Below are 13,310 nucleotides of genomic sequence, written 5' to 3'. Positions count from 1 at the left end.
TATGAGCGCTACAGTATAACGTGCTCACCTGCGCTGTGCCTGCCGGACAGCGGCTGGCTAACCATGCTCGACGCGATTGCGCCCCAGCTCCTTTGCCCGGTACAGCGCTGCATCGGCCCGTTTGAGCACCTGGTCGCTGCGTTCGCCAGAACGGAATGCACTCAGGCCGATGGAGGTGGTGATCACCACCCGTTCTCCCTTGAAGTGGAATGGGCAGGCTTCGACTGTGGCACGCAACACCTCGGCCACTTGCGCAGCGACTGCCGGCGTGGTCTGCGGCAGCAGCAGGACGAATTCCTCGCCGCCAAAGCGGGCGATGAAATCACGGCCCCGCAGACGCTTGCGCAACTGGTCGGCCACGATCTTGAGGACCTTGTCCCCAGCCAGATGACCATAGTTGTCGTTGATGCGTTTGAAATGGTCCAGGTCAAGAATCGCCATCGCCAGATGGCCGCCGTTTTCCTGCCAGTCAAGCATTTCGCGTTCGACTCGCTCGCTCCAGGCCGCACGGTTGGGCAGGCCGGTGAGCGGGTCCAGCAGGGCTTTCTGGCGCTGTTCTTCCAGGTGCTCGCGGTAGCCAAGCGCCTCATGCTCCATGCTCGCCACCCGCTCCGACAAGCCTTGCAGGCGACCGGCCAGTTCCTGCTCGCGGCGATCACGCTCGTGCTTGTGCTCGTCCATCGTCACCAGTAAGCCTTCCAGGCGGTTTTCCAGAATGTGCTTGAGGCTGTCTACATCGGCGGCACCTTGCATGCTGCTCTGCAGGCCGTCGACGTGCTCTCGCAGTTGGCTATCCAGCTCGCGGGCAGCAGTGCTGTTGTCCGCGTGGCCGGCGCTGGCCTCGTGCAGGTGGCTCTGGAAACCTTCCAGGCGTTCATTGAGTTGCTGCAGGTAGGTTTCGAATTCGTGCTGACCGCTGTCGGTAATCGCCAGCATGAGTACTGCCAAGTCATCCAGCACCGGGATCAGCTCATACCAGTTCAAGCCGCGAGCAACCCGCTCGCGCATCTCCAGCGCCTGAGCCTTGTGTCGCTCGGGAAGGCTGAGGTCATCGAGCAGACCGATCAGGGTCTGCTCGATGTGCGCGGCAACCTGGCTGTAAGGCGGCTCCACTGCGTAGGGCAGGGCATAGGGGCCGTCTTCACCAAAGGTTACTTCAAGGGCTTGTAAGGGTTCTGCCTCAGCCAACGGCTCGCTGGCGGAAACTGCAGCTTCCGGCAATGGCGACTTGTCCCTTGGCAACGGGGCAGGCGGCATTTCGGCCGTTTCGATCAGCGCCGGGCCAAATGCCTCCAGCTCAAGCTCGGGCGCTTCGGCCACCTCGGCAGTCGGAGCAGCAGGGGCCGGCAACGGTTGTAGCGCATCGACGTCATCTGGCCGCGAGGGCTCGGCACTGCCGGCTGCCTGGGGCACAACCTCGGCAGCAGGCAACGCCACCGGCGCAAGCGCTGCTCCTGCCTGTGCATCTTCCTCGCGGCTTCCAAACAACCGCTGCAGAAAACCGGGTCGGGCTTCTTCACCCGACTTGCCAAGGGCCGACAGCGCGCGCCCCTGCAAGCCGCTCAACTCGCCCAAAAGCGGCGGCAGCTCGCGTGACTGGGCAACCCCGCCGTCGAGCTTCTTCGCCAGTTTTTTCAATGGCCGCGAGATATCGCTGGGCAGGGGCAGGCTTTGCAGTTGGCCAACCAGTGCGGTCAGCGCATCGCTGACCTGGTGCATGCGGGTTTCGCGACGCTGTTCGGAATCCAGTACCGCTTTCTCAAGGCGCGGAATCAAGCCAGCGAGGCCGGCGTCCATGTTGTCGCTGCGAATGACATCGCGCATTTCCTTCATGCACTCGTCTACCACCTTGTCACTGCCTTCAGCAGCCAGGGTGCTGCGCACCAGGCCTCGGCGCAGCAGGTCAAGACGGGCATCCCAACGGCGTTCGAGCTTTTCTTGCTGCTCGATGCTTTTAAGGTATTTTTCTTTCCAGCGCTCAGCGTCTTCAGTCATGCCCGGGTCCGCAAACGGTGATGGCAATTAGCTCAAAACCGGCAGCGTATCCACAGTCAATGCATCAGGCAATCGAATCTCGACAGCAACGGGAAGGTGGTCCGAAATTGGCTGCGCCAGCACCTCGACACGCTCCAGCGTGAGGCTTGAACTGAGCAGGATATGATCGAGGCAACGCTGCGGTCGCCAGCTGGGGAAGGTGGCCTCGACTTGTGGGGCGACCAGGCCCAAATCGCGCAGCGGCGAATGCTCCAGCAGGTCAGTGGCATGGGTGTTCATGTCACCCATCAGCACCTGGTGACGGTAACCGCCTATCAGCTCGCGGATATAACCCAGCTGCAGGGCGCGGGTCTTGGCCCCCAATGCCAGGTGCATCATCACCACTATCAGCGCATCTTCGCCTTCGCCAAACCGCACCAGAATCGCGCCACGCCCGACCGGGCCAGGCAACGGATGGTCTTCGAGCAGTTGCGGTTTCAGGCGGCTGAGCACACCGTTGCTGTGCTGGGCAAAACGCCCAAGGTTGCGGTTGAGCTGCTGGTACCAGTAGGGGAATGCCCCCAGGTGGGCCAGGTGTTCGACCTGGTTGACGTAGCCCGAGCGCAGGCTACCACCATCGGCTTCCTGCAGGGCCACCAGGTCGAAGTCGCCCAGCAGCCTGCCGATCTTCTGCAGGTTAACGGCACGCCCGTTATGCGGCAGCAGGTGCTGCCAGCTACGCGTCAGGTAATGGCGGTAGCGCTCGGTGCTGATGCCCACCTGGATGTTGAAACTGAGCAGCCGCAGACGACCATCCTCGGGCAGGCCTGGGGCCTGCAGGTGATGCTCGTTGACCTGCGGCTCGTGCAGGCCAATGCCACGCGTAGCTCTGAAGCGGGGCATGGGTGACGCCGCCTACTTGGCAGCGCGCTCCTTGTCGATCAGTTGGTCGGCGACATTCAGCACGCCTTCCGGCCCGCCGGCAGTCCCCAGGTCGAAGCGGTACTTACCGTTGACGACCATGCTAGGTACGCCGGTGATCTCATACTTCTTCGCCAATTCCTTGGCCTGTTTGACCTGGCCCTGGATGGCGAACGAGTCGAAGGTGGCGAGGAACTTGTCCTTGTCCACACCTTGAGTGGCGAGGAAGTCGGCCATGTCGTTCTTGTCGGTCAGGCGCTTGTGCTGGTTTTGAATGGCATCGAACACCGCAGCGTGCACCTTGTGCTCGACGCCCATGGCTTCGAGGGTCAGGAACATCTGGCCGTGTGCATCCCACGGGCCACCGAACATGGCCGGTACGCGCTTGAAGTTGACGTCCTTCGGCAGCTTTTCAGCCCAAGGGTTGATGGTCGGCTCGAAGTGGTAGCAGTGTGGGCAGCCGTACCAGAACAGCTCGACGACTTCGATCTTGCCAGGCACGGAAACCGGAACAGGGTTGCTCAGCTCGATGTATTCCTTGCCGGCCACAGGCTCGGCGGCCTGAACGGCAGTCATACCGAATACGCTGGCGGCGACCAGCGCAGCGCTGAGAATCAGTTTACGCATGCTTTACTCCTGAGCAGTCATGGGTCGCCACGACGCGACCTGCACTGAGACAGGCCGGGAAGGGCTCGAGTTCTGTAGTGTAACGGCTGCGGACGGAAAAAAGGGCAGCCCGGCCGCCCTTTCATCATTGACCTACAACATTAACCGAAAGTTAATGCAGGCCCTGGATGTAGCTGGCCAACGCTTCGATGTCATGGTTGCTCAGCTTGCCAGCGATGGTGCGCATGGTCATGGCATCGCCATCGTTGGTGCGGTTGCCTTCGCGGAAGTCAGTGAGCTGCTTGGCCACGTACTGCGAGTGTTGCCCGCCCAGGTGCGGGAAGCCGGCCAGGGCGATGCCCGCGCCATTAGGCGAGTGGCAGCCAGTGCAGGCCGGCATGCCCTTTTCCAGGTCGCCGCCATTGAACAGCGCGCGGCCGCGCTCGACCAGCTTGGGATCGGCGGCACCCACGCTGCCTTTCTGGCTGGAGAAGTAGGCGGCGATATCGGCCAGATCCTGGTCGCTGAATGCGGCCAGCATGCCTGTCATTTCCAGCACGGTACGCTTGCCCGACTTGATATCGTGGAGTTGTTTTTCGAGATAGCGCTGGCCTTGGCCGGCCAGTTTCGGGAAGTTCGGTGCCAGGCTGTTGCCGTCGGGATTGTGGCAGGCGCCACAAACGGCGGTCTTGGCCTGGCCAGCGGCGGCATCGCCTTTGATAGGTTGCGCAGCAGTGGCCGCACCAGCGACACCCAAGGTCAACAGCAGACTCACGACTAGTTTGTTCATCAGCTAATCCAACACGGCTAAGGGTGAAATGTTATGTATCGGGACTGCCGCTCATCCAAAGGATGACCAAACGGTAGTCCTCGGCACTGCAGTCCATGCACAATCCACGCGGCGGCATAGCCTTGAAACCCTGGGTCACGTGCTTCACCAGTACATCCATGCCTTGCGCCAGCCTTGGCTCCCATGCTGCCCGGTCACCCCGTCTGGGTGCCTGTGGCAACTGCCCGGTGTGACAGGCCGCACACGTGCGGTTGTACAACACCTCGGGATCCTGTGTAGCCTGTGCGCTGAAAAACGGCAGGAACATACCGACAGCAAGCAGCCATTTCGCCATGCGGAACGACCTTCAGGGTTGGGGGCCGCGCTGCGTTCTGTTGCGCGAGCTATTGTTCGACACCCCATGCCCGTTCTCCTTCGCTGGGAGAATGAGCACACAAAAACTGGGGCATTATATACTTCCGCCATCCAAACGGAAACGACACCGCTTGCCAGGCTTGGCTCTACAAAGTCAGGCAACACCCACATCGGATATCCCATGCAAGTCAAGAACCCCATCCTCGGCCTCTGCCAGAAAGCCAAATTCGCCCTCAGCGCAGCCAAGGTCGAACAATGCCCGGACGACCAGGGTTACGAGGTGGCTTTTGCCGGCCGTTCCAACGCCGGCAAATCCAGCGCCCTCAATACCCTGACTCATGCCAGCCTGGCGCGTACCTCGAAAACTCCCGGGCGCACCCAGCTGTTGAATTTCTTCAGTCTGGACGATGAACGGCGTTTGGTCGACCTGCCGGGCTATGGTTATGCAAAAGTCCCGATTCCGCTCAAGCAGCACTGGCAGAAACACCTGGAAGCCTACCTGGGCAGCCGTGAGTGCCTGCGTGGCGTGATCCTGATGATGGACGTGCGTCACCCGATGACCGACTTCGACAAGATGATGCTCGACTGGGCCAAGGCCAGCAGCATGCCGATGCACATCCTGCTGACCAAGGCCGACAAGCTGACCCACGGCGCGGGCAAGAACACACTGCTGAAAGTCCAGTCGGAAATCCGCAAGGGCTGGGGGGATGGCGTGACCATCCAGCTGTTCTCGGCACCCAAGCGCCTGGGCGTGGAAGACGCCTACCGGGTGCTGGCGGACTGGATGGAGCTGGAAGACAAGCCGGTCATTTAATGCTTTGCGCCTGAACCGTAGGGGCGGGTTTACCCGCGAAAGGGCCGGGCCTGCTCTCCACCCGCCGTTCACCGTTGCCGCCACTACCCTATTCGCGGGTAAACCCGCTCCTACACCTGATCGGGGTTGGACACGCTTTGGTGATTGGGCGCAGGCCCTTGTAGGCGCGAGTTTACCCGCGAATGCAGCGGTGAATTCGACATCGCATTCGCGGGTAAACCCGCTCCTACGGGGGCTCAGTACAAGCCATCCGGCAAATTCCGGGCAAAAAAAACCCCGGACTTCGTATGGGGAGGGGGAAGTTCGGGGTCCAAGTCCGGACCGCTAGGGCGGGGTCCAGATATCTGCCAACACTTAACACAACATAGGAGCATCGAAGGGCTTCACCAGCCATTCAGTTACTCTGAGTTCCGCTTCACCGGTTTAGTTCCGAAGCCCACAAAACTATTTGCGATAGTTTCATGAAACTTAAGCACCCACGGCACTGAGCGGTGTCCGGATCCGCGTCACTACGCCGCAGATCCTACACAGTTTTACCTGCTCAATCAGTGAGCTTCGTCCCAATTCGCACCAACTCCTGCCTCGACAAGCAGCGGCACATCCAGCTGCGCGGCCTGGCTCATGTGCTGGCGAATTTCATCTTTCACCTGCTGCACCAGGTCCTCGCGTACTTCAAGCACCAGTTCGTCGTGCACCTGCAGGATCACCCGGGCATCCAGCCCGCTCTCACTCAACCAGTTATCTACCTTGACCATGGCCCGCTTGATGATGTCGGCAGCAGTACCCTGCATTGGGGCGTTGATCGCCGTGCGCTCGGCGCCCTTGCGCAGGGCAGGGTTCTTGGCATTGATGTCTGGCAAGTACAGCCGACGGCCAAACAGGGTCTCGACAAAGCCTTGCTCGGCCGCCTGGGCGCGGGTGCGCTCCATATAGGCCAGCACGCCTGGGTAGCGGGCAAAATAGCGATCGATGTAGTCCTGTGACTGCTTGCGGTCGACGCCGATCTGCTTGGCCAGGCCAAAGGCGCTCATGCCGTAGATCAGGCCGAAGTTGATGGCCTTGGCGCTGCGGCGCTGGTCGGTGGTCACGTCTTCCAGGGCCACACCGAACACTTCGGCTGCTGTGGCGCGGTGCACGTCCAGGTCATTGCGGAAGGCATGCAGCAAGCCTTCGTCCTTGGCCAGGTGGGCCATGATGCGCAGTTCGATCTGTGAATAGTCCGCCGCCAGAAGCTTGTAACCCGGACTGGCGATGAACGCCTGGCGGATACGCCGCCCTTCAGCGGTGCGGATCGGGATGTTCTGCAAGTTCGGGTCGCTCGACGACAACCGGCCGGTGGCCGCCACGGCCTGCTGGTAGGACGTGTGGATACGCCCGGTGCGCGGGTTGATCTGCCCCGGTAACTTGTCGGTGTAGGTGCTCTTGAGCTTGCTCAGGCTGCGGTACTGCATCAGCACCTCTGGCAGCGGGTAACCTTGTAAGGCCAGTTCGTCGAGCACCGCTTCGGCGGTGGATGGCTGGCCCTTGGCGGTCTTGCTCAACACCGGCATGCCCAGCTTGTCGTAAAGGATCGTGCCCAGCTGCTTGGGCGAGCCGAGGTTGAACGTCTCACCGGCGAGCTCGTAGGCACGCAGCTCCAGCTCAGCCATCTTCACGCCCAGCTCACCGCTCTGTACTTTCAACAGCTCGGCATCGACCAACGCACCCTGGCGCTCGATCCTGGCCAGCACCGGCACCAGCGGCATCTCGATATCCATCAGCACCGGTTGCACGCTCGGCGTCTGTGCCAGGCGGGCCTGCAATGCATGGTGTAGGCGCAGGGTGATGTCGGCGTCTTCGGCGGCGTAGGGGCCGGCCTTGTCCAGGTTGATCTGGTTGAAAGTAAGCTGCTTGGCACCCTTGCCGGCGATGTCCTCGAAGGCGATCGTGGTGTGGTCGAGGTACTTCTGCGCCAGGCTGTCCATGTCATGACGGGTGGCGGTGGAGTTCAGCACGTACGATTCGAGCATGGTGTCGTAGGCCACGCCGCGCATCTCGATGGCAGGGGAGCCATTGGCGAGGATGTTGATGTCGTACTTGGCGTTCTGCCCGACCTTGGCCTTGGCCGGGTCCTCCAGCAGTGGTTTCAGCGCCAGCAGCACGGCCTCGCGGTCCAGCTGGGCCGGCGCGCCTTCGTAATCGTGGGCCAGCGGCACATAGGCCGCTTCATGCGGCTCGACTGCGAAGGACAGGCCGACCAACTGCGCCTGCTGGGCGTCCAGGCCGGTGGTCTCGGTGTCGAAGGCAAACAGCGGTGCCTGGCGCAGCTTCTCCAGCCAGGCGTCGAATCGGGCCTGGTCGAGAATGGTTTCGTATTTGGGCTCGACCTTGGCCGCAGGCTCCACGGCCGGGGCGACATCATCACCAGCCTTGGCCGCATCGCGCTGCACTTCGGCGACCCAGCTCTTGAACTCCATCTCGGTGTACAACGCCAGCAACGCCTCGCGGTCAGGTTCACCGCACACCAGCGCCTCGACCTCCACATCCAGCGGCACGTCAACCTTGATGGTGGCCAGTTCGTAGGACAGGAATGCCGCGTCGCGGTGCTCCTCCAGCTTGGCCGGCAAGGTCTTGGCGCCGCGAATGGCCAGCGTTGGCACCTTGTCCAGGTTGGCGTAAAGGTCGCTGAGGCCGCCGCCGATGCCGGTCAGCAGCCCCACCGCCGTTTTTTCGCCCACGCCCGGCACGCCGGGGATGTTGTCGACCTTGTCACCCATCAGGGCCAGGAAGTCGATGATGTGTTCCGGGCCGACGCCGAATTTCTCGTGCACGCCAGCCACGTCCAGCACGCTTCCGGTCATGGTGTTGACCAAGGTAATGTGCCCGTCCACCAGCTGCGCCATGTCCTTGTCACCGGTCGAGATGATCACCGGGCGACCCAGGGCGGCACTGCTGCGCGCCAGGGTGCCGATCACGTCGTCAGCCTCGACACCCTCCACACACAGCAGCGGGTAGCCCAGCGCCTTGACGCTGGCGTGAAGCGGCTCGATCTGTACCCGCAGGTCGTCCGGCATGCTGGGGCGGTTGGCCTTGTACTCGGCGAACATGGCATCGCGGAAAGTGCCGCCCTTGGCGTCGAACACCACGGCGAACAGGCTGTCGGGGTATTGCTTGCGCAGGCTCTTGAGCATGTTCAGCACACCCTTCACCGCGCCGGTCGGCATGCCCTTGGACGTGGTCAGCGGTGGCAGCGCGTGGAAGGCGCGATAAAGGTAGGAGGAACCGTCCACCAGGACGAGGGGCGCTTGGCTCATGAGCAGAATCAACCTTTTCGACGGGTCCGGCGCTAGAATAGCCAGAATCATTGACGACAAAGGGACTAGGTTATCATGCGCACACTCAATCGCCTGTTACTGCTCGGCCTGTTGGCAACCATGCCTGTCGTCACCCTGGCGGCGGACGACGCCCCCTCGGCCGATCCCGAGGTGACCATTCGCACGGAAGGCGATAAAACCATCCAGGAATACCGGCAAAACGGCTTCCTGTATGCGATCAAGATCACGCCGAAAAACGGCAAGCCTTACTTTCTGGTACGCGCTGATGGCACTGATGCCAATTTCATTCGATCCGACCAGCCGGACATGCTGATTCCGTCCTGGAAGATCTTCGAGTGGTAAGCTGACGCGCACCGTTCACATCAACCCGGCACTTCCCGGCGGAAGTGCCCGTATGGGCAATTTTTCATCATGTCAGTCTTCACCCCCGTGACCCGGCCTGAGCTGGAAACCTTTCTGGCGCCGTACGAGCTGGGCCGTCTGCTCGACTTCCAGGGCATTGCCGCCGGTACCGAGAACAGCAATTTCTTCGTCAGCCTCGAACAGGGGGAGTTCGTCCTGACGCTGATCGAGCGTGGGCCCAGCGAGGACATGCCGTTCTTCATCGAGCTGCTCGATACCCTGCACGGTGCCGACATGCCGGTGCCCTATGCCATTCGTGATCGCGACGGCAACGGCCTGCGCGAGCTGTGCGGCAAGCCTGCATTGCTGCAGCCCAGGCTGTCGGGCAAACACATCAAGGCACCCAACAACCAGCACTGCGCACAGGTCGGCGAGCTACTGGCACACATTCACCTGGCCACCCGAGAGCACATCATCGAGCGCCGCACCGACCGCGGCCTGGACTGGATGCTGGCCTCGGGTGCCGAGCTACTGCCACGCCTGACTGCGGAGCAAGCCGCATTACTGCAGCCGGCGCTGGACGAAATCAGCGCACACAAGGCGCAGATCCTGGCCTTGCCGCGGGCCAACCTGCATGCCGACCTGTTCCGCGACAACGTGATGTTCGAAGGCACCCACCTGACCGGTGTGATCGACTTCTACAATGCCTGCTCCGGGCCAATGCTGTATGACATCGCCATCACCGTGAACGACTGGTGCCTGGATGAGCAGGGCGCGGTGGATGTACCACGCGCCCAGGCGCTGCTGGCAGCCTATGCGGCGCTACGGCCGTTCACTGCAGCCGAAGCCGAGCTGTGGCCGGAAATGTTGCGGGTAGGCTGCGTGCGTTTCTGGCTGTCGCGCCTGATTGCGGCCGAGTCGTTTGCCGGGATGGATGTGATGATCCACGATCCGAGCGAGTTCGAAGTGCGTTTGGCGCAGCGCCAGCAGGTGGCTTTGCACCTGCCGTTCGCGCTGTAGACCGCGTCTGCTTCTTCGCGGGTGAACCCGCTCCCACAGGGATAGCGACAGCCTTGAGGCCTGTGCAGTACCTGTGGGCGGATTCACCCGCGAAGGGGCCGGTACAGGCTTACAACTGTTCCAGGCAGCCTGCCAGGTCACCGCCCAGCTTCTCCAGCAAGCGCTCATACCCTTTGCCATCCACCGAATCGGTGCCACCCAAGGCATCCAGCTCGGCAAGGCGTACCGGCAACCCGGCAGTCAGGGTCTCGGCCAATCGCGGCCGCAGTGGCGGCTCGCTGAACACGCAGGTCTTGCCCACTTCCTGAAGACGCTTGCGCATGGCCGCCACATGTTGCGCCCCAGGCTGCACCTCGGATGCCACGCTGAACACGCCCGCGTGCTTCAAGCCATATTCAGCTTCAAAATAGTCGAAGGCTTCGTGGAAGACGAAGTACGGCTTGCCGGCAATACCGGTCACGCGCGCCTTGATACGCCCATCCAACGCATCCAGGCGTTCATCGAAGGCCTTCAGATTGCTCTGATAGCGAGCCGCATTGGCCGGGTCGACGTGGGCCAGGTCAGCTGCCATCTTCGCCGCGATAACTCGCGCATTGACCGACGATAGCCACAGATGCGCATCCAGGCTGCCTGGGCGGTGGTCGTGGTCATGATCGTCATGGTCTTCTTCGTTATGGGAATGGCTGTCCTCGCCAAAGTGGCGCAGCTTCATGCCCGGCAGCGACTGCACAGCCACTGTGGCCTTGCTGCGGCTTCCCAGCACACGCGCAAGGAAGTTCTCCATGTCCGGGCCGATCCAGTACACCAGGTCGGCATCGCCTACCCGCCGCACGTCGGAGGGGCGCAGCGCATAGTGGTGGGGTGAAGCGCCGGGCGGCAGCAGCACGTCAGGGCTGCCAACACCCTCCTGCACGGCAGCGGCAATCTGCTGCAGGGGCTTGATAGTGGTGAGCACACGCACGTCGGCCTGCGCGGATAATGCGATGAAAGCGACAAACAGAGCCAGGAATCGGGACACGGTGGATACTCGAATCTGCAGAAACAGGTAACATAATAACGTCTCTGTCCAGAACCGTCGCTGCCCATGTCCATCACACCGCTGGCCAACCGTCCTCACGACCACTCCCATTGCGTACACAGTGCACTGGCTGAAGCCGACGCCTTGTGCACCCGCCAGGGCCTGCGCCTGACAGCCCTGCGCCGCCGTGTGCTGGAGCTGGTGTGGCAGAGCCACAAGCCACTGGGCGCCTACGACATCCTCGCTGTGCTCAGTGAGCAGGACGGCCGCCGCGCCGCGCCGCCCACGGTGTACCGTGCGCTGGACTTCCTGCTGGAAAACGGCCTGGTACATCGCATCGCATCGCTGAACGCCTTCATCGGCTGCAGCCACCCCGAGCACGTGCACCAAGGCCAGTTCCTGATCTGCCGGGCTTGCCATGTGGCCATCGAACTCGAGCAGAGCAGCATCAGCGAGGCCATCATCAACAGCGCCAAAGGCGTGGGTTTCACGGTGGAGACCCAGACCGTGGAAGTGGTCGGCCTGTGCGGTAACTGCCGGAGCGCGGCATGAGTGACGCCCTGATTCGCCTGGAGCAGGTCGGCGTCACCTTTGGCGGTGAGGCGGTGCTCGACAGCATCGACCTGTCGGTCGCCCCAGGCCAGATCGTCACCCTGATTGGCCCCAACGGGGCGGGCAAGACGACCCTGGTGCGCGCCGTACTTGGCCTGCTCAAGCCACATCGCGGCAAGGTATGGCGCAAACCCAAGCTGCGCATTGGCTACATGCCGCAGAAGATTCAAGTTGATGCCACGCTGCCGCTGTCGGTGCTGCGCTTCCTGCGCCTGGTGCCCGGCGTAGACCGCGCGGCAGCCTTGTCGGCGCTGCAGGAAGTGGGCGCCGAGCAGGTCATCGACAGCCCGATCCAGACTATTTCCGGCGGCGAAATGCAACGCGTGCTGCTGGCCCGCGCCCTGCTGCGCGAACCCCAGTTGCTGGTGCTCGACGAACCGGTACAAGGTGTGGACGTGGTCGGCCAGACCGAGCTTTACAACCTCATCACCCGCCTGCGCGACCGCCACGGCTGCGGCGTACTGATGGTGTCCCACGACCTGCACCTGGTCATGAGCGCTACCGACCAGGTGGTGTGCCTGAACCGCCACGTATGCTGCTCGGGCCACCCCGAGCAAGTCAGCGGTGATCCGGCGTTCGTCGAACTGTTCGGCAAGACCGCACCGAGCCTGGCCATCTACCACCACCATCACGACCACAGCCACGACCTGCATGGCTCGGTGGTCGCCCCTGGCACCCATGTTCACGGAGAGCACTGCAAGCATGGCTGATTTTCTTCTCTACGCCTTGCTTGCCGGCTTGTCCCTGGCACTGGTTGCAGGCCCACTGGGCTCCTTCGTGGTATGGCGGCGCATGGCCTATTTTGGCGACACCCTGTCTCACGCCGCGCTGCTCGGTGTGGCCCTGGGCTTTGCCCTGGATGTCAGCCCGGCGCTGGCGGTAACCGTGGGCTGCCTGTTGCTGGCGATTCTGCTGGTGACATTGCAGCAACGCCAGCCGTTGGCCTCCGACACCCTCCTGGGTATCCTGGCCCCCAGCACCTTGTCGCTGGGCCTGGTGGTGCTGAGCTTCATGCACGATGTGCGCATCGACCTGATGGCTTACCTGTTTGGCGATCTGCTGGCCATCAGCACCAGCGACCTGGCCTGGATCCTCGGTGGCAGTACACTGGTCCTGCTGCTGCTCGCTGTGCTGTGGCGGCCGCTGCTGGCGGTTACCGTGCACGAAGAACTGGCCATGGTCGAAGGCCTGCCCGTGGCCGGCCTGCGCTTGGCGCTGATGCTGCTGATCGCAGTGGTGATTGCGGTTGCCATGAAAATCGTTGGCGTGTTGCTGATCACCTCGCTGCTGATCATTCCTGCGGCTGCGGCACAGCGCCACGCCCGCTCACCAGAGCAGATGGCCTTGGGTGCCAGCTTGCTGGGTGTCACCGCAGTGTGCGGCGGCCTGGCCATGTCCTGGTTCAAGGACACCCCCGCCGGGCCCTCGATCGTGGTCTGCGCCGCAGTGCTATTCTTGCTGAGCCTGGCCCTGCCAAAACGCTGAAAAGCAAGGCGTGTGCAGGCACGCCTTGCAACCTTTGGCCGGTAAAGGGTCTGTAAGGCC

At 62.4% G+C, this 13,310-nt stretch carries 13 protein-coding genes; 6 read left to right on the top strand and 7 right to left on the bottom strand.

Annotated features, from left to right (window positions below; all coding sequences use genetic code 11):
* Positions 1–57 precede the first annotated feature (57 nt).
* The 5 genes from ACF8FG_RS09320 to ACF8FG_RS09300 all read right to left on the bottom strand — a co-directional run bounded on the left by ACF8FG_RS09320 (position 58) and on the right by ACF8FG_RS09300 (position 4,625).
* Complete coding sequence (locus tag ACF8FG_RS09320; RefSeq protein ID WP_053867745.1) at positions 58–1,995, bottom strand: GGDEF domain-containing protein; 1,938 nt, start codon at positions 1,993–1,995, stop codon at positions 58–60.
* Between the two features lie 27 nt (positions 1,996–2,022).
* Entirely contained in the window at positions 2,023–2,877 is an 855-nt protein-coding gene (locus ACF8FG_RS09315) for an endonuclease/exonuclease/phosphatase family protein (RefSeq protein ID WP_318078851.1), read from the bottom strand.
* Positions 2,878–2,889: 12 nt separating this feature from the next.
* On the bottom strand, positions 2,890–3,522 hold the full coding sequence (gene dsbA / locus ACF8FG_RS09310) for a thiol:disulfide interchange protein DsbA (protein ID WP_014589257.1): 633 nt from the start codon (positions 3,520–3,522) through the stop codon (positions 2,890–2,892).
* Between the two features lie 151 nt (positions 3,523–3,673).
* Complete coding sequence (locus tag ACF8FG_RS09305) at positions 3,674–4,291, bottom strand: cytochrome c (protein ID WP_003252989.1); 618 nt, start codon at positions 4,289–4,291, stop codon at positions 3,674–3,676.
* Between the two features lie 31 nt (positions 4,292–4,322).
* Entirely contained in the window at positions 4,323–4,625 is a 303-nt protein-coding gene (locus ACF8FG_RS09300; RefSeq protein ID WP_003252992.1) for a cytochrome c5 family protein, read from the bottom strand.
* 201 nt (positions 4,626–4,826) lie between these two features.
* Between ACF8FG_RS09300 and yihA the strand changes: the two genes are divergently transcribed.
* The gene (yihA, locus tag ACF8FG_RS09295; RefSeq protein WP_003252993.1) at positions 4,827–5,459 is read left to right on the top strand and encodes a ribosome biogenesis GTP-binding protein YihA/YsxC; all 633 of its coding nucleotides are present in this window, start codon (positions 4,827–4,829) and stop codon (positions 5,457–5,459) included.
* A gap of 545 nt (positions 5,460–6,004) precedes the next feature.
* On the opposite strand, the gene polA is transcribed toward yihA, so the two are convergent.
* Positions 6,005–8,752 carry a DNA polymerase I gene (polA, locus tag ACF8FG_RS09290; protein ID WP_019437390.1) on the bottom strand — a complete coding sequence of 916 codons (2,748 nt, stop codon included), beginning with the start codon at positions 8,750–8,752 and terminating at the stop codon, positions 6,005–6,007.
* Between the two features lie 75 nt (positions 8,753–8,827).
* On the opposite strand from polA, the gene ACF8FG_RS09285 reads away from it, so the two are divergent.
* Together ACF8FG_RS09285 and ACF8FG_RS09280 are read left to right on the top strand one after the other, a co-directional pair.
* Positions 8,828–9,115, top strand: a complete 288-nt coding sequence (locus tag ACF8FG_RS09285) for a DUF2782 domain-containing protein (protein ID WP_010951520.1) — start codon at positions 8,828–8,830, stop codon at positions 9,113–9,115.
* Between the two features lie 69 nt (positions 9,116–9,184).
* Positions 9,185–10,135, top strand: a complete 951-nt coding sequence (locus ACF8FG_RS09280) for a homoserine kinase (protein ID WP_003252998.1) — start codon at positions 9,185–9,187, stop codon at positions 10,133–10,135.
* A gap of 109 nt (positions 10,136–10,244) precedes the next feature.
* On the opposite strand, the gene ACF8FG_RS09275 is transcribed toward ACF8FG_RS09280, so the two are convergent.
* The gene (locus tag ACF8FG_RS09275; RefSeq protein ID WP_392518722.1) at positions 10,245–11,153 is read right to left on the bottom strand and encodes a zinc ABC transporter substrate-binding protein; all 909 of its coding nucleotides are present in this window, start codon (positions 11,151–11,153) and stop codon (positions 10,245–10,247) included.
* 66 nt (positions 11,154–11,219) lie between these two features.
* On the opposite strand from ACF8FG_RS09275, the gene zur reads away from it, so the two are divergent.
* The 3 genes from zur to znuB are packed head-to-tail and all read left to right on the top strand — an operon-like array spanning position 11,220 to position 13,250.
* Complete coding sequence (zur, locus tag ACF8FG_RS09270; protein ID WP_003253002.1) at positions 11,220–11,705, top strand: zinc uptake transcriptional repressor Zur; 486 nt, start codon at positions 11,220–11,222, stop codon at positions 11,703–11,705.
* Positions 11,702–12,475, top strand: coding sequence for a zinc ABC transporter ATP-binding protein ZnuC (znuC, locus tag ACF8FG_RS09265; RefSeq protein WP_003253004.1), 774 nt, complete (start codon positions 11,702–11,704; stop codon positions 12,473–12,475). The genes zur and znuC overlap by 4 nt, the downstream gene beginning before the upstream one ends.
* Entirely contained in the window at positions 12,468–13,250 is a 783-nt protein-coding gene (gene znuB / locus ACF8FG_RS09260; RefSeq protein WP_119713149.1) for a zinc ABC transporter permease subunit ZnuB, read from the top strand. Before znuC ends, znuB begins: the two co-directional genes overlap by 8 nt.
* Positions 13,251–13,310 lie beyond the last annotated feature (60 nt).

The sequence above is a fragment of the Pseudomonas sp. YQ_6 genome (genome assembly GCF_043103245.1).
Taxonomy (GTDB): Bacteria; Pseudomonadota; Gammaproteobacteria; order Pseudomonadales; family Pseudomonadaceae; genus Aquipseudomonas; species Aquipseudomonas alloputida.
This window is presented reverse-complemented; position numbering and strand designations above follow the sequence as displayed.

What these genes read in the sequence shown, in the direction of transcription:
- znuB (WP_119713149.1), top strand. Translation starts at nt 12,468, where the DNA reads ATGGCTGATTTTCTTCTCTACGCCTTGCTTGCCGGCTTGTCCCTGGCA.
- ACF8FG_RS09305 (WP_003252989.1), bottom strand. Translation starts at nt 4,291, where the DNA reads ATGAACAAACTAGTCGTGAGTCTGCTGTTGACCTTGGGTGTCGCTGGT.
- ACF8FG_RS09280 (WP_003252998.1), top strand. Translation starts at nt 9,185, where the DNA reads ATGTCAGTCTTCACCCCCGTGACCCGGCCTGAGCTGGAAACCTTTCTG.
- polA (WP_019437390.1), bottom strand. Translation starts at nt 8,752, where the DNA reads ATGAGCCAAGCGCCCCTCGTCCTGGTGGACGGTTCCTCCTACCTTTAT.
- ACF8FG_RS09300 (WP_003252992.1), bottom strand. Translation starts at nt 4,625, where the DNA reads ATGGCGAAATGGCTGCTTGCTGTCGGTATGTTCCTGCCGTTTTTCAGC.
- ACF8FG_RS09285 (WP_010951520.1), top strand. Translation starts at nt 8,828, where the DNA reads ATGCGCACACTCAATCGCCTGTTACTGCTCGGCCTGTTGGCAACCATG.
- dsbA (WP_014589257.1), bottom strand. Translation starts at nt 3,522, where the DNA reads ATGCGTAAACTGATTCTCAGCGCTGCGCTGGTCGCCGCCAGCGTATTC.
- znuC (WP_003253004.1), top strand. Translation starts at nt 11,702, where the DNA reads ATGAGTGACGCCCTGATTCGCCTGGAGCAGGTCGGCGTCACCTTTGGC.
- yihA (WP_003252993.1), top strand. Translation starts at nt 4,827, where the DNA reads ATGCAAGTCAAGAACCCCATCCTCGGCCTCTGCCAGAAAGCCAAATTC.
- ACF8FG_RS09320 (WP_053867745.1), bottom strand. Translation starts at nt 1,995, where the DNA reads ATGACTGAAGACGCTGAGCGCTGGAAAGAAAAATACCTTAAAAGCATC.
- ACF8FG_RS09315 (WP_318078851.1), bottom strand. Translation starts at nt 2,877, where the DNA reads ATGCCCCGCTTCAGAGCTACGCGTGGCATTGGCCTGCACGAGCCGCAG.
- zur (WP_003253002.1), top strand. Translation starts at nt 11,220, where the DNA reads ATGTCCATCACACCGCTGGCCAACCGTCCTCACGACCACTCCCATTGC.